16 protein-coding genes are annotated in these 15,724 nt (G+C 54.7%); 12 read left to right on the plus strand and 4 right to left on the minus strand.

What is annotated here, in order from left to right; translation table 11 throughout:
• The first annotated feature begins 9 nt into the window (after positions 1-9).
• On the plus strand, positions 10-291 hold the full coding sequence (locus M0651_RS02285; RefSeq protein WP_248550214.1) for a zinc ribbon domain-containing protein: 282 nt from the start codon (positions 10-12) through the stop codon (positions 289-291).
• 13 nt (positions 292-304) lie between these two features.
• Complete coding sequence (locus M0651_RS02290) at positions 305-937, plus strand: GyrI-like domain-containing protein (protein WP_308195439.1); 633 nt, start codon at positions 305-307, stop codon at positions 935-937.
• A gap of 17 nt (positions 938-954) precedes the next feature.
• Here the strand turns inward: M0651_RS02290 and M0651_RS02295 are convergent, their stop codons facing one another.
• Entirely contained in the window at positions 955-1,161 is a 207-nt protein-coding gene (locus M0651_RS02295; protein ID WP_248550216.1) for a YwbE family protein, read from the minus strand.
• 546 nt (positions 1,162-1,707) lie between these two features.
• Here M0651_RS02295 and pheS point away from each other — a divergent pair.
• From pheS to zapA, 3 genes are all read left to right on the plus strand, one after another.
• Entirely contained in the window at positions 1,708-2,742 is a 1,035-nt protein-coding gene (gene pheS / locus M0651_RS02300; protein ID WP_248550217.1) for a phenylalanine--tRNA ligase subunit alpha, read from the plus strand.
• 29 nt (positions 2,743-2,771) lie between these two features.
• The gene (gene pheT / locus M0651_RS02305) at positions 2,772-5,213 is read left to right on the plus strand and encodes a phenylalanine--tRNA ligase subunit beta (RefSeq protein WP_248550218.1); all 2,442 of its coding nucleotides are present in this window, start codon (positions 2,772-2,774) and stop codon (positions 5,211-5,213) included.
• A gap of 115 nt (positions 5,214-5,328) precedes the next feature.
• The gene (gene zapA / locus M0651_RS02310; RefSeq protein ID WP_248550219.1) at positions 5,329-6,870 is read left to right on the plus strand and encodes a cell division protein ZapA; all 1,542 of its coding nucleotides are present in this window, start codon (positions 5,329-5,331) and stop codon (positions 6,868-6,870) included.
• Positions 6,871-6,952: 82 nt separating this feature from the next.
• Here the strand turns inward: zapA and M0651_RS02315 are convergent, their stop codons facing one another.
• Positions 6,953-7,333, minus strand: a complete 381-nt coding sequence (locus M0651_RS02315; protein WP_248550220.1) for a cupredoxin domain-containing protein — start codon at positions 7,331-7,333, stop codon at positions 6,953-6,955.
• A 231-nt stretch (positions 7,334-7,564) separates the two neighbouring features.
• Positions 7,565-7,927: a phage holin family protein gene (locus M0651_RS02320; protein WP_248550221.1), complete on the minus strand. Its 363-nt coding sequence runs from the start codon at positions 7,925-7,927 to the stop codon at positions 7,565-7,567.
• A gap of 154 nt (positions 7,928-8,081) precedes the next feature.
• Here M0651_RS02320 and M0651_RS02325 point away from each other — a divergent pair, with 154 nt between their 5' ends.
• The 4 genes from M0651_RS02325 (at position 8,082) to M0651_RS02340 (ending at position 12,998) form a co-directional block, all read left to right on the plus strand.
• Complete coding sequence (locus tag M0651_RS02325) at positions 8,082-10,451, plus strand: endonuclease MutS2 (RefSeq protein ID WP_248550222.1); 2,370 nt, start codon at positions 8,082-8,084, stop codon at positions 10,449-10,451.
• 36 nt (positions 10,452-10,487) lie between these two features.
• Complete coding sequence (locus M0651_RS02330) at positions 10,488-10,904, plus strand: DUF350 domain-containing protein (RefSeq protein ID WP_248550223.1); 417 nt, start codon at positions 10,488-10,490, stop codon at positions 10,902-10,904.
• A 134-nt stretch (positions 10,905-11,038) separates the two neighbouring features.
• Positions 11,039-11,623: a hypothetical protein gene (locus tag M0651_RS02335; RefSeq protein WP_248550224.1), complete on the plus strand. Its 585-nt coding sequence runs from the start codon at positions 11,039-11,041 to the stop codon at positions 11,621-11,623.
• Positions 11,624-11,795: 172 nt separating this feature from the next.
• A complete protein-coding gene (locus tag M0651_RS02340) occupies positions 11,796-12,998 on the plus strand; it encodes an MFS transporter (protein ID WP_248550225.1) in 1,203 nt (400 codons plus the stop codon).
• A gap of 5 nt (positions 12,999-13,003) precedes the next feature.
• Here the strand turns inward: M0651_RS02340 and M0651_RS02345 are convergent, their stop codons facing one another.
• The gene (locus M0651_RS02345; protein WP_248550226.1) at positions 13,004-14,245 is read right to left on the minus strand and encodes an NAD(P)/FAD-dependent oxidoreductase; all 1,242 of its coding nucleotides are present in this window, start codon (positions 14,243-14,245) and stop codon (positions 13,004-13,006) included.
• A gap of 175 nt (positions 14,246-14,420) precedes the next feature.
• On the opposite strand from M0651_RS02345, the gene M0651_RS02350 reads away from it, so the two are divergent.
• From M0651_RS02350 to M0651_RS02360, 3 genes are all read left to right on the plus strand, one after another.
• Entirely contained in the window at positions 14,421-14,654 is a 234-nt protein-coding gene (locus M0651_RS02350; protein WP_248550227.1) for a hypothetical protein, read from the plus strand.
• A 28-nt stretch (positions 14,655-14,682) separates the two neighbouring features.
• Complete coding sequence (locus M0651_RS02355; RefSeq protein ID WP_248550228.1) at positions 14,683-15,069, plus strand: spore coat protein; 387 nt, start codon at positions 14,683-14,685, stop codon at positions 15,067-15,069.
• A 149-nt stretch (positions 15,070-15,218) separates the two neighbouring features.
• Positions 15,219-15,719, plus strand: coding sequence for an Lrp/AsnC family transcriptional regulator (locus tag M0651_RS02360; RefSeq protein WP_248550229.1), 501 nt, complete (start codon positions 15,219-15,221; stop codon positions 15,717-15,719).
• Positions 15,720-15,724 lie beyond the last annotated feature (5 nt).

Below are 15,724 nucleotides of genomic sequence, written 5' to 3' on the forward strand. Positions count from 1 at the left end.
GGATTGGATATGAATATGAATCAGACGGGAAACGTAACGTTCTGTCAAAGCTGCGGGATGCCGCTGTCGAACGAAGAGGTACTGGGCACAAACGGGGATGGCAGCAAACATCAGGAGTATTGCGTGTACTGCTACGAGGGAGGACAGTTCACAAGCGAGGTGACGATGGAGGAAATGATCGAGCAATGCTTGAAGTTTGGCGGGGATTCCGGCATGTTTGCGGATAAGGTCAAAGCGAAGGAGACCATGTTAGCCTGGTTCCCGACGTTGAAGCGCTGGAAGCAAGACTAGGATGGAGCGTGGGATCATGGCAGATAAATTGGATTTCAAAAAGAAATACAAAGACTTGTATCTACCGGGGAGAGAGCCGGTACTGGTTGGAGTGCCGCCGATGCAGTTCCTCATGGTGGACGGTAAAGGCGACCCCGATGGAGGGAGCTATCAAATGGCTGTACAGAAGCTGTACGCTTTATCGTATGGTATCAAAATGAGCAAATTGGGAGAAAACAAGCCTGCCGGTTACTTCGAATATGTCGTTCCTCCGCTGGAGGGATTATGGGATTCGGAGAATATCGGGTTTGATCCGAATCGGGACAAGTGGGTTTGGACCTCGATGATCCGCCAGCCTGAATTCGTCACAGAGGAGCTGCTGAACCGGGTGAAGGTACGGACGGCGAAGAAGAAGCCCGAGCTCGATTTGAATGACGTAAGATTAGCCGTCTTCGAGGAGGGGCTTTGCGTCCAAGTGATGCATAGGGGTCCATTTAAGACCGAACAAGAATCGGTGGCCCGGTTGGCTTCCTTTCTTGAGGCGAACGGATTAGCCGAGAATTTCGATGATCTTCGCAAACATCATGAAATCTATTTGTCGGACCCGCGCAAAACCGCGCCCGAGAAGATGAAAACCGTATTGCGGCATCCGGTAAAGCGGCTATAGCTGTATCGCCGCCTTGTTTATTCGGTTTTGCCCGGGAGGATGGTTTTCACCCGGCCTACCTGACCGTCCTGCAGCCGGACCTTGATGCCATGCGGATGGGTAGCGGAATTGGTCAGGATGTCCTTGACCACGCCGCGGGTCAGCTTGCCGGTGGGCTGGTCCTTTTTTAATACGATGTCCACGGTGAGGCCGGGCGCGATGTTTTTTCTTTCATTGCCGTTCATGGGCGTGTTTCTCCTTTGCGTTAGGGTTGTGGAGCCAAATAACTTCTCTAAGATACCATAATTTCACGGCGGCTTGCCAACGGCAGCCGGTTTAGCATATAATAGCAGTTAATTATGACATGAAATGCGTTGATGGAGAAGAGTAAGCAGAGAACCGACCAACAGGGAAGGGACGCCGAAGATTGAGAGCGTCGCTAGGGAGCCGGTGCTGCTGAAGTTCGCTCCGGAGCAGTTCCTTGAACTGTCGCTGTACGGGCAAAGCCGTAAGGCTTGTTGGGCAGGCCGGCACATTAAGGGATACCGGTTACGAGCCGTTATTTCGTTGAAGTGAGAGCAACGCGCAATCCCAGCGCCTTGAGGCTGAGGAAGGTTATGCGGCGCTCTAACAAGGGTGGTACCACGGTCTTTTCGTCCCTTACGGGAGAGAAGGCCTTTTTATTTTGTCTTAAGAGGTTGACTTTTTGAACTGACGCTTAGGACTCGGAAAGGTTTTGTAAGAAACCGATCGAGAAGCAGCGCTCATCACATTTTTAGGAGGAGCAATCCATGAAAGAACGTCTAGAAGCAATAAAAGCAGAGGCGCTCAAAGAGCTGGCGGGAACAACGGACGCCGGGCATTTGAACGACCTGCGAGTCAAATATTTGGGCAAAAAGGGCGCATTAACCGAAATCCTGCGCGGGATGGGATCCTTAAGCGCGGAGGAGCGGCCGGTAATCGGCCAGGTCGGCAATGAGGTGAGAGCCGCGGTCGAAGCGGTGATCGAAGAGAAGCAAGCGAACTTCCATCGTCAGGAGACCGAAGCGCGCCTGGCTGCCGAAAGAGTCGACGTGACGCTGCCCGGCCGTCCGCTTAAACAAGGGAGCATTCATCCACTTAACCAGGTGATCCAGGAGATCGAGGATATTTTCATCGGCATGGGTTATCGGATTGCGGAAGGCCCCGAGGTGGAAACCGACTACCACAACTTTGAAGCGCTGAATTTGCCGAAGGACCATCCGGCCCGCGACATGCAGGATTCCTTTTACCTGACGGAGGATCTGTTGATGCGCACGCAAACGTCACCGGTACAGGTGCGTACGATGGAGGCGATGCAAGGCGAAGTGCCGGTCAAGATCATCTGCCCGGGACGCGTATTTCGACGGGACGACGATGATGCGACCCACTCGTTCCAGTTCCATCAAATTGAAGGGCTGGTTGTTGGCAAAAGAATCCGGATGAGCGACCTCAAGGGCACCCTGCTGGAGTTCACACGTAAAATGTTCGGGCCGAACACGCAAATTCGTTTGCGTCCGAGCTTCTTCCCGTTCACCGAACCAAGCGTCGAGGTTGACGTGACCTGCATGAAATGCGGCGGCGACGGTTGCCGGGTATGCAAGCAGTCCGGCTGGCTGGAGATTCTCGGCAGCGGCATGGTGCATCCGCGCGTGCTGGAGATGAGCGGTTATGATCCCGAAGAGTACAGCGGTTTCGCATTCGGGATGGGCGTGGAACGGATCGCTATGCTGAAGTACGGCGTCGACGACATCCGCTACTTCTACAATAACGATCTGCGTTTCCTGCAGCAGTTTGCCAGAGTTTAATTTATCGTAAAGAGGGAAGGGAACTGACAATGAAAGTATCAACCGAGTGGTTGTCCGACTATATTTCCCTGGAAGGGGTCAACATTGAAGAGCTGGCAGAGCAAATCACCCGTTCCGGGATCGAAATCGATTCGATCGAAAATCGCAATCAAGGCGTTACTAACGTCGTGGTTGGTTTTGTGAAGAGCAAAGAGAAGCATCCCGATGCCGACAAGCTGAACATCTGCCTCGTCGACGCCGGGCAGGAGGAAGAACTGCAAATCGTTTGCGGCGCAAAGAACGTAGCCGCAGGCCAGAAGGTTCCGGTAGCGCTGGTTGGTGCGAAGCTGCCGGGCGGGCTGGAAATCAAGAAAGCCAAGCTGCGCGGCGTCTTGTCGCAAGGGATGATCTGTTCGGCCAAGGAGCTGGGCATGAACGACAAGCTGCTGCCGAAGGAACTGCAGGAGGGCATTCTCGTATTGCCTGAGGACGCTGCAATCGGCACGCCGATCGCAGCCCTGCTGGGCCTGGACGACAAGGTGCTGGATTTTGACCTCACGCCAAACCGTTCCGACTGCTTGAGTATGCTCGGGGCCGCTTATGAAGTTGGGGCGATATTGAGCCGCGACGTGAAGCTGCCGCAGCCGAAGCTTGCCGACCCAGGCGAGTCGGCGAAGAATCGAATTCAAGTGAAGATTGACGCGCCTGAACTGTGCAGCCGTTATGCGGTGCGCTACATCTCCGGCGTAAAGATCGGCCCTTCGCCGCTGTGGATGCAAAATCGATTGATGGCGGCAGGGATTCGGCCAATCAGCAATATCGTTGACATCACGAACTACGTGATGCTCGAATACGGGCAGCCGTTGCACGCATTTGACGCCGACAAGATCGCCGGCAGTACGCTGGGCGTGCGCCAGGCGAAAGCCGGCGAGAAGCTGGTGACGCTAGACGGTCAAGAACGCGAGCTGGAAGCAGGCGCCTTGCTGATCGTAGATGGTGAGGATCGTCCGGTTGCTTTGGCCGGCGTGATGGGCGGACTCGATACGGAAGTGACAGATCAAACGGTTAACATCGTGCTGGAGTCGGCGAGATTTGCCGGCGGGAGTGTTCGCAAAACGTCACGGACATTGGGGCTTCGCTCGGAGGCTTCGCAACGGTTCGAGAAAGAGGTGGATCCGGCGGCTGTGATTCCAGCTTTGAATCGCGCGGCTGCGCTGATGGCAGCCCATGCTGGAGGCCATGTGCCACAGGGGATCGTGGAAGTCGTTCATCGCGAGCCGGAAGAGAAGATTATCGCCTTGTCGCTCGCAAAGCTGAACGATTACCTGGGCACGAGCATCTCCTCCCTGGAGGCGAAAGCCATTTTGACCCGGCTTCGCTTCGAAAGTGCCGGCTCCGAGGAGGTCATCGAGGTCCGTGTGCCGACACGCCGCGGTGACATCACGCGCGACGTTGATTTGATTGAAGAAGTGGCTCGGCTGTACGGCTACGACAACATCCCGACAACGATGATTGAAGGCGTTACGACAATCGGCGGCTACACAAAACCGCAGGCGCTGCGCCGGACCCTTCGCTGTTTGCTCGGACATGGCGGTTGGCAGGAAGTCATGGGCTACTCCTTCATCCGCGAAGGGGTGAGCGCCAGCTTCCCACAGTTAGTTGAAGGGGATAAGGAAATCCGCTTGGCTATGCCAATGAGTGAGGACCGCAGCGTACTGCGAGGCAGCCTATTGCCGGGGATGATCGATATCGCCGTTTACAACCGCAACCGTAAGGAGGATAATCTGGCGTTGTTCGAAATCGGCGGGATTTTCCGGACCTCGGAGGAGAAGTTGACTCAACAGCCAAGCGAGCTGCCGGTACTTTCCCTGTTATTGACAGGAGATCGGGCGGAGAAACGCTGGAATGCCCCGGCTGAGAAAGTAGATTTCTTCGATCTCAAAGGCGCGTTGGAGAGCCTGCTCGAGTACCTAGGCCTAGCTGACCGAGTTTCGTATGAAGCGGATCGGCCGCAAGGCTTCCATCCAGGGCGTTCGGCTTCGGTGTTCCTGAACGGGACAACCGGGAAGGAGCGCATCGGTTCGCTTGGCCAGCTTCATCCGGAGCTGCAGCGGGAGATGGATCTCGACGACACGTATGTTGCCGAGCTGCTGCTTGAACCGCTGTACCGTTACGCCGGCGAAGCTTACGTCTACCAAGAGCTGCCGCGTTATCCAGCGATGCAGCGCGACATCGCCGTCGTTGTCGGCTCCGAGGTGGAAGCAGGAGCGTTAATCGGCGTGATTCGCGAAACGGCAGGCGAACTGCTTGAATCGGTAGAGGTATTCGACGTCTTTACTGGAGCCAAACTAGGCGAAAGGAAGAAGAGTGTGGCTTTATCGCTCGTGTATCGTCACATGGAACGGACGTTGACGGACGAAGAAGTGGCTTCGGTCCACGACCGGGTGGTCGAAGGACTGTCGCAAACTTTTGCGGCTGAACTTAGAAAATAGCAGGAATTACACGAAGTCACATCGAATCATTTGAAGGACGACCGATTCGATGTGACTTTCGTGTAAATATCAGCATCTAAGAGACGACATACAGGACCGAAGGAGGCACATAGCGTTGAGTAACCAAGGCCGAATTAGCGTAAACGTGGAAATTTACGGAACTTCTTATAAAATCGTTGGTAGCAGCGCGGAGTATATGAAGCAGGTGGCGCGCCGCGTGGATGAACATATGCGCAGCATCTCCCAAGCCTATCCCCATTTGGATACGCCGCGGTTAGCCGTACTGGCGGCCGTGCGCATGGCCGAGGAAGCGATCCGGGTCGAGCAGTTGCAGAACGAATTGCAGAACGCCAAACAGGAAAAAACGGTGTTGCTCCAGGAAAACTCCGTCCTTCAGGATTTGCATGCCAAGCAGGAAAATATGTATAAAGCGCTGCAGGAGGAACAGCAGCAGCTGAAGAATGAGAAGCGCCAACTCGTTGGACAAACGGAGAAGCTGGAGTCTTCTTTGCAGGGGCAGGAGGAGGAGACTCGCAAGCTGCGCACCCGGTTGCAGGAGCTGGAGCGACAGTTGAACGAGCAGCGAGGAAGCAACTCGCAGCTCCAAACCAAGTTACGCCAGGCCGAGCAGCAGTCGGCGAAGGAGAAAGAGGAATCCGGCAAGCTGCAGAAGCAGGTAAGCGAGCTGCAGCGGCGCGAGCAAGACGCTAAGGCGGCCGAGCAGCGGGCGATGCAGCAAAGCGGGAAGCTTCAAGAGCAAGCCAAGCAGCTTCAGGGCACGCTCCAGACTGCGGAGGCGGAGACCAAGCTACTGCAGCAGAAGCTGCAGGAATCCAAGGAGCGGGAGGACAAGCTCCGAGCCGAAGCGAGCACGGCGCAGCAGAATGAGAAGTCGTGGCAGAAGCTGGCCGAGAAACGCAGCGAGGAATTAAGCCGCCTGGAAATCAGCTTGCTCGAAGCCGCTGACAAGAGCGAACAACTGAATGAGCAGTTGGCGGCCGAAGCAAGCCGGCTGGAGGAAGCAAGAGCCGAGCTGCAGGTAGAGCGAGATAAGGCCGGGGCATTAGCTGCTCAGCTGGAATCCCTGCGTTCTCGGGCGGAGCGTGCGGCGGAGGAGCGGGAACAAGCCCTTCTTTCGGCGCAGACAGCCGGAGAAGAGAAACGGCAATTGGAGCAAGAACGGGACGAGTTGAATCTGCGATTGCAGGAACTTGAGGACGGCCGCAAGGCGGTCACTGAGCTGGAATCCGAGTTGGATCGCTACCGCGAGGCAGCGGAGGAGCGGGAGCAGGAGTGGCGGAAACAGTGGGCTTCGGCCGAACGCGAACTAAGCTCCTGGCGCGAGAAGGAATCCGAGCTGCAGCGCCAGTTGGAAGAATGGCAGCAGGAGAGCGCAGCCGGAAGCGAGCGTGTATTGACGATGGCCGGCGATGTAGAGGTAATCGAGGAAGAAAAACGCCGGTTAGCGGAGCAACTGCAGGAAGTCACGGACAGCTACGAGCTGATATCCCATCAGTTCCGGCTCCTGCAGCTCGAACGGGAGAAAGAGCAGGAGCAGCAGGCTGAGCGGGATGAGGAATATCGGCGCCTGAAGGACGATTATGCGAAACTCCAATCGGAATATAACGAATGGATCGAATTGCTTGAACAGAATTAGCTCTACAAGGTGATAGGGATTGCATTATGCAACAAGAGCCCCCGGCAGTGCGCCGAGGGCTCTTGTTGCATGCGTGATTCGCTTATTCGACGATGATCTTGGAGATCATGCCGCTGTGGCCGGAGCCGCACATCACGGAGCAGGACATTTCGAATTCGCCTACTTCGGTAGGGACGATTACGGCGGAGTCGTTCTTGCGGTCAAGCTGCAGCTTCAGGCCGGGAATGAGGACCCCATGATTGCCAGCGGCGTTCTTAAAGACGATTTTGACCGGAACATCCTTCTTTAAATGGTATTCGGTTTGATCGAATTGATAGTTGCTGGCTTCAATGACCAACTCGGCTTCCGGCTTGATGTTACTATCGGCAGCAGACCCGCTGGTCTCAGCTGCATTCCCGCTGCTGCAAGCGGTAACAAGGAGTAACAAAACGGAACCTGCGACGATGGCTATGCTTTTCTTCACAATTATCCCTCGCGATACAGTATATATGTGACAATTTTAAGGATATCATACCGTATTTTGCAGGGGACGGAATGCCCAAGGTTTGAAGAATTGTTGAACATCCGTGGGGGACATCCGTCATAAGTAAGCTGCCGTGAGACGTTTATTTTTTTATGACATCGAGAAAGAGACCATTCCTCCGCTACGTTACATCTGCGGAGGAACGGTCTCTTATCTGGAGCACCGCCAACATTAACGATTGGCTTTGTCTTTACCTGCGTCAAAGGGAGTTGCCACAGGGATGAACAAGTCGATAATCCCGATCACCAATGCGGCAAGCAAAGCGCCGATAACGGAGACGGATACGCCGGAAATGATGAACTGGGCAAGCCAGATCACGAGCGCACTCGTAAGAAAACCGACAATTCCGCGCCCGAACGGGGTAACCCTCGTTCCGAAAATGCCCTCAATGGCCCAGCCTAACAGGGCGATGACCAAGGCGAGCAGCAAAGCGCTGCCGAATCCGCCGATGCTGAATTGCGGTACAAGCCACCCCACAACCAGCAGAACCAGGGCGGAGACGATGAATCGCACGACGTGTCCCAGAAAATGCATGGTACATAGCCTCCTTTTAGAAGTAAGTACGTTTGGCTATACGCATTTAGCATGTTCCGCGAGGTGCATTCTTATGTGTCCGGTGGGGTAAATGGCGAAAAATGAATGGTTTCGCTATAATGAGATCATAGCCCGAGGGGAGTTGTGAACGTACTTGGACGAGAAAATATTTAAAACCATGGAATATCGAAAAATTATAGATCAATTGTCAGCCTATTCCCAAACGGCGCTCGGAAAAAGAACGGCGGAAGCGCTGCAGCCCGTCACCGATTTGGAGGACGTGAAGCGGCTGCTCCAAGCCACTGACGAAGCGTTTAAGGTGGATCGCCTTAAGGGCGCACCCGGATTCGGCGGGATCGTGGACATCACCCCGGCCGTTAAGCGGGCTCGGATCGGCGGGACGTTGAATCCGCACGAGCTGCTCGGCATTGCGACTACGCTGGAAGGTGCGCGCCGAATCAAACGGTATGTCGCTTCGATGCATGAGGAACACGAGGTCCCGCTGCTGTTTAATTTAAGCGATACTTTAAGCGAACAGAAGCCTTTGGAAGACGCGATCAAGCGCTGCATTGATGAAAGCGCGGAGGTACTGGATTCGGCCAGTTCCGAACTCGCCAGCATCCGCCGAGAGCTGCGGGGCGGGGAGGTGCGGATCCGCGAGAAGCTTGACGCGATGATCCGTTCGTCCTCGGTGTCAAAGATGCTGCAGGATCAACTGATTACGATTCGCGGCGACCGTTTCGTGATTCCAGTTAAAGCGGAATACCGCGCTCATTTCGGCGGGATCGTACATGATCAATCCGGATCTGGCGCAACGTTGTTCATTGAGCCGGAATCGATTGTGGCGATGAACAACAAGCTGCGTGAGACACGGCTGCGCGAGGAACGCGAAATCGAGGTGATCCTGCAGAAGCTTACCGCTCTGGTCGGCGAGCAAGCGGACCTGCTGCTGTATGACGGGGACGTGCTGGGCCAACTGGACTTTATTTTCGCCAAAGCCCGGCTGGCTCGGGAATTGAAGGGAACACTGCCACGTATGAACGACCGCGGCTACCTCAAGTTGAAGAAAGGCCGTCATCCGCTGATTCCGGCCGAACAGGTCGTGCCTATCGACGTAGAACTGGGGAATCAGTACTCGACGATTATCGTAACCGGTCCGAACACCGGCGGCAAAACTGTCACCCTGAAAACAATTGGTCTGCTCAGTCTTATGGCGATGTCCGGTTTGTTTGTTCCCGCCGAAGACGGAAGCCAGCTTTGCGTATTTGACGCCATTTACGCCGATATCGGGGACGAGCAAAGCATCGAACAAAGCTTGAGTACATTTTCCAGCCATATGACGAACATCATTTCGATTTTGAGCCGGATGACGCCGAAGAGCCTTGTATTGCTGGATGAGCTTGGCGCGGGCACCGACCCGGCCGAAGGTTCGGCGCTCGCCATCGCGATTCTGGAGCATATTCATTCCCTTGGCAGCCGGATGGTCGCGACGACCCACTTCAGCGAACTGAAAGCCTATGCCTACGAACGGAAAGGCGTCATCAACGCCAGCATGGAGTTCGATGTCGCTACGTTAAGTCCGACCTATCGCCTGCTGGTGGGAGTTCCTGGACGAAGTAATGCATTCGCCATTGCCGAGCGGCTGGGCCTGTCGGAGCGAATCCTGGAGTATGCCCGCGGCGAAGTGACCGAAGAGGACATGCGCGTCGAGAATATGATCGCCTCGCTGGAGCAGAACCGCCTCGGTGCGGAACAGGAGCGGGAGACAGCCGAGCAGCTGCGGCGGGAGATGGAAGAGCTTCGCAAACGTCACGAGACGGAACTGGAGAAGCTGGAGCAGCAGCGTGATAAACGCCTCGAGAAAGCGGAGGAGGAAGCGTCGGCGATCATTGCTAAGGCACGGCAGGAGGCCGAGCGGATCATCGCGGATCTGCGACGACTCGCGCTGGAGGAAGGCGCAGCCGTCAAAGAGCATAAGCTGATCGCCGCTCGGAAGGAGCTGGACGAAGCCGAACCGCAGCGTCGTAAGAAAGCCGGGGCTGCCCACAAAGCCGCGAAGCCGCCTCGGCAGATCGAACCGGGCGACGAGGTCATGGTGTACAGTTTGAATCAGAAAGGCCATGTCGTGGAGCTCTCCGGCAGCAAAGAAGCGGTTGTTCAGCTCGGTATCATGAAGATGAAGGTGAGCCTGGACGACATGGAGCTGATCGCTGCAGCCCCGGCAGCCAGCAAGCCGGTTCAACGGACGGCGCCAAACGTCAAACGTACGCGCGATGAAAACGTTCGCAGCGAGCTGGATTTGCGAGGTGCCAACCTCGAGGAAGCGTTAATCGAGGTTGACCGCTTCATTGACGAAGCCTATTTAAGCAATTTAGGCCAGATTTATATCATTCATGGGAAAGGCACAGGGATCTTACGGACAGGGATTTCCGAGTACCTTCGCAAGCATAAGCATATCAAGAGCTATCGCCTGGGGAATTACGGAGAAGGCGGTATCGGTGTGACGGTCGCCGAGCTGAAGTAAAAACGAATAGCCTCATGGCAAAGGGGAGAGGGCGCTATGAAGGAAAGCATTGATCCGCTCTTGGAGCAACCGCTGGGGCTGATGATCGGATATTTTTCCGTAGCGGTGTTGGAATTGATCGTGTTTCTTTCCTGCTTCGAACTGTTTGCAAGGTACCGCTGCTGGCAGGAGATTAAGCGCGGCAACATGGCAGCGTCGCTGGCGACCGGCGGCAAAATATTTGGGCTAGCCAACATCATTCGTTATGCGGCGGCACATCCGTCCATTTATGACTTTATGATTTGGTCCTCGGTCGGGGCCTTGCTGCTATTTGCCGCTTATTTGCTATTCGAGTTTTTGACACCGGTATTCCGCATCGATGAAGAAGTTGCGGCAGGGAATTCGAGTGTCGGTTTTATCGCGATGGCCGTTTCGGTGGCGGTGTCATTTTTGATCGGCGCTTGTATCGGTTAGGGATCTAAATTGAAGGAGTAGAATGACGTGAAAAACCTGGTCAAGGTGTTATTTATCGCCTCTATCCTGTTTTTGGCCGCGGGCATTATTTATTTATGGAATGCTTAATTTGGTAACGAAAGGACGAACTTGGTATGGAAACGACGATTTGCCCATGGTGCCAAACGGAAATCGTTTGGGATGAAGAACTGGGGCCGGAGGAGGAATGCCCTCACTGCCACAACGAATTGAAGGGCTATCGGACGATCAACATCTCGCTGGGCCGGGATGAGGAATTCGAAGACGAAGAGAATGATCATCCCTTTCAGGATCGGAAGCACCGTCACGATGAAGATGACGAGGACGGGGAGTCGTATTGGGAAGAAGAAGGGGAGGCACATTTGGGCGCTGTTCGTCGCATCGAGGCGTTTACGGCTTCAGGCGGTGATTGGTTGAAATACGAAACCGGCGTCGAGAAGCTGCTTGATGGACAAGACGAGGTGCCGGAATGCCCGCATTGCCGGGAGTATATGGTTTACGCCGGGAAGCAGAAGCTCATCTCCCCTGACGGCGGGTTTGAAGCGGCCATTCCGGCCGGAAGCGATCGCCCGCTCCTTCCGGAGGAGGCCGAGCTGAACGTATATGTCTGCTCCGCTTGCTTCCACGTCAGCCGATTTTTGAATGAACCGGCCCGGATCGCCATGATCCGCACCATCTCTGGTGAGGAAGACAACGAATAAGTTATTAAAATATTGGCAGCGATACGCCCTGTCCTTTACGGACGGGGCTTTTTGGCTTCCAAGGGTCCCCGGGCTTCCCGAGAACGTCTCATGCTTCGGCCATTTTTGGGTATCTTACAGTTGCACAACCTCTTACAGGGGGAAACTCGAAGTTTGGCGGGGGAGCAAATTCATGAAAAAACAGCTGAACAGCCAATCCATCCTGCTGCTGGCAGTGAACGGCCTGTTCGTGCTTGCCGGCGCCTTGTCGGGCACGTTCCTGAACGTTTACATCTGGAAAGTCAAACCGGACTTCAGCTTGATCGCCTGGTTTACGTTCAGCCAACAGCTGGCGCTGGGGCTTGTCTTTTGGATTGCCGGGAAATGGGTGAAGGAACGCGATAAAATGATATTCCTGCGGCTCGGGATCATCGTTTCGGGGATCTTTTATTTACTGGTGTTATGGACAGGAAAACATACGGTGGACTACATATGGCCGCTTGGTTTGTTGTTCGGCACCGGTTCGGGATTATTCTGGCTGGCCTTCAACGTCGTGTATTTCGAAGTGACTGATGTGGAGACGCGGGACCGATTCAACGGCTGGGTGGGAATTTTAGGTTCGGTGATCGGGATCTTCGGACCGTGGATTTCCGGATGGCTCATCTCCATCAAACATGGCGAAGCCGGTTACCGATTCATTTTCACAATCTCATTAATTGTATATGGTGCCGGAATCCTGCTGAGTTTTTGGTTGAAAAAAAGAAAAACAGGCGAGCCGTACAACTGGCTTGCCCCGGTACATTACTTGCAAAAGGGCAGCGCCTGGCGGCAGGCCGCTCCGGCCTCGGCCGCCCATGGCTTGCGCGAGGGCGTGTTTTCCTTCCTCATCAATCTGCTGATTTTCATCAGTACTTCGGCTGAATGGCGAATTGGGCAATATTCGCTGATCACCTCTTTGGTTTCTCTAGTCAGCTTCTGGGCCGTAGGCAAATGGCTGAAAATCCGAACGCGTTACTACGGGATGTTGATTGGTGCCCTGCTCATCACCGCTGTGATCCTCCCGCTACTGTGGAAGGTCAATTACACGACTCTCATGGTGATGGGGGTGGGTACGTCCTTGTTTTTGCCGCTGTACCTGATCCCGGTGATCTCTTCGGTATTCGATTTGATCGGCAACAGTCCGGAAAGCGTTGAGGGGCGGGTCGAGCTGATTGTGTTGCGCGAACTGAGCATTACGGTTGGCCGTTTGGGGGGCACGCTGATGTTTATCGCCGTGTACTCCATGGTTCCACGAATGCCAACGATCACCTGGCTGATGTTTGCCTTAGGGGCGACGCCGGTGCTGAGCTGGTTGGCCCTGCGCCGGCTGTTAAAAAGGGGGGCCAAGGCGGCCTAAAAGATCTATTGCTGCTGTGTAGGCACGGGCTTGGGTTTGGAACTTCGTATTAGCGAAAACATGGCCATGTCCTCCCGCCGAATTCCCGTCAGCTGATCTACGATCATCTCGGCTGCGATCATGCTGCAGACCGTCCCATTTCCGCCGTAACCCTCCAGGAAATAAAAGTTTGGATATTTCGGATGCAGTCCGATAAAAGGAAGGCCGTCCCGGGATTCACCGAATACGGCCCCCCAGCCAAAGTCGGCATTTAAGCCTTCCTGATTCGGGAATCGCCGGCGGATCTCTGATAGCAGCCGTTCGCTTTGCCGGATCTCACGGCCTTCCGGCAGTTCGCCGCCGGGGAGAATCTCATCCAGACCTCCGGCGATGATCCGCCCATCGGGGGTGGTCCTCATATACAGATACGGCCTGGCCGTCTCCCAAATCAGGCAATGCTCGAACCAATCATTCAGGGAGGACGCCGGCTCGGTGACGGTCACGTAAGAGGCGCGAAAATGAGCGCCGCTCTCCTTCTTAAATTGCTGCGCCTCATAGCCGGTCGCCCAGATGACATGGCGAGCTGTCACTCTCCCTTCGCCGCAGAGACAGCGAATTCGTCCGTCGTCCCCTCGCTCACTGCCGCGCATCTTGCTCCGCTCATAAACTTTCACCCCAAGCTGTGCGGCCTTCTGCACCAAACCATGAACGAAAGCATAGGGGTTCATCTCCGCATCTCCTCCCGCGTATATCGCACCGGGGTAACGGAAGGGAAATCTATCCGCGAGATCGCCGGCCGACCACCAGATCGCCGGAAACCCGAAACGTTGCAGCGCGGCGCATTCCTCCCGAAGCGCCTTGACGTCCCCCTCGGAGCTGGCGAGATAAATGCTGCTGCGCTCTGTCAACCGTGCTGCCCCCTCCAATCTGCCGGCAATCTGCTTTAACCGTTCCAGTGCCGTTCGGCTGAGGTTGTAGAAATGGACGGCCGGTTCCTCTCCAAAGGTTCGGATCATCGAAGCCAGTGTTTTGTCACTGGCATATTGCAGTAAGCCTGTGCTAGCCATTGTGCTTCCGCCGGCGATCTTGTCCCGCTCCACCAGTACCGCATCGATTCCTCGCTCCGCCAGCAGATACGCACAAAGGACGCCGCCGACACCGCCTCCCACGATGAGCACCTCGCAGTGTAGGTCACGGTCCAGCACGGGATATTTGGCTGCATTTGGCAGCGTAGAAGGCCAATATAACTTGCCGGTATGTAATTTCATCGATGCCGGTTCATCCTTTCGTACAAGGGAGATTCCATCATTATATCCAACCGCCCCGGACTAAAAACGGCGATTCCTTCTCTGCTTCGTCATGGAATGATGACCTCTATAACATATCCTCACAGGTGCAGGGCATAATACCGCAAGAAGGATCATTCACCAGGAGGGAAACCCGATGATGTACTCTCAGATGCAGCCGTTATCCATGAAAGAACTGGATTATATCGCCGATTCGATCTCCAATGAGGAGATGCTAAGCAAACTCTGTGCGGCAGCCGCCGCCGTATCGCAAAACTTTGAAATCGAGCAGGCGATGCTGGAGCATATCCGTGCGCATGAGCATCATCTGCATCAATTGACGGATTCGCTGCGCCAGCATCAAATGGCGGCTCCAACGCCAAACCATTAATCAACTTGTCTATAGGAGGAACAGCCCGATGAATCAGACGGACCACCAAGAGCTCTTGCCCCAGAACGATTTATTAAAATCCATCTTAGCCGATTTACGGCGTACGGTTCGGGAATATACAACTGCAACAACGGAGTCGTCCTGTCCGGCTGTCCGGCAGTTGTTCACAGAGTTGACGAACAGCACCTTGAGATTGCAAGGTACCCTCTATGAGCTGATGAAACATCAAGGCATCTATACGGCACCGGCTCCAGCGCCACGCCAATTATTGGACAAAAAGCTGCAGGAAGCGGAGAAAACGCAGCTGGAGCTGCGCCAGTTTACCGAACAGCGAACCTCTCGTTGGACGCCTCATGCCCATCAAGCGAATGTGGAAGCGCATCAGCCTAATGTCTTGACGCCGTACTCGATTTAACGCCTAACCGTCCATTCCGAAAGCTCACTTGGAGTGGACGGTTTTTCTATGCAGACGCACAAATTTCATGTAATATAAGTATTAAATTTATTCTGCAAGCCGCTTGGTTATCGAGAGGGGCACGCGGAAGCATCGCTGGAGGATGAGGGATGAAACAACTAAGCGAATTGAAGCTCAAACTGCTGGACCTCCTCAAAGAGGACGCCCGCCGGGATGCGAATTTGTTGGCGACACTCCTAGGCGCGTCTTCGGAGGAAGTGACGGAAGCGATTCGGGAATTGGAAGAGGACCATGTGATCGTCAAATACGCGACGGTGGTGAATTCCAGCAAGCTGGATGACGAGAAAGTCACGGCACTGATCGAAGTGCAAATTACGCCCGAGCGTGGGCGCGGCTTTGAAGCGATCGCGGAGCGGGTGTACCTGTTTCCCCAAGTCAAATCGGTATTTCTGATGTCCGGCGCGTACGATCTGCTGGTGGAAGTGGAAGGCCGCAATCTGAAGGAAGTGGCGAGCTTCGTATCCGACAAATTGTCCACCCTGGAGTCGGTGTTGTCGACGAAGACCCATTTTATTTTGAAAAAATACAAGCAGGACGGCATCATTTTCGAGGATCCCGAGGAAGATCGCCGTTTGTTGATATCTCCGTAAAGGAA

The organism is Paenibacillus mellifer, assembly GCF_023195895.1.
Taxonomy (GTDB): Bacteria; Bacillota; Bacilli; order Paenibacillales; family Paenibacillaceae; genus Fontibacillus; species Fontibacillus mellifer.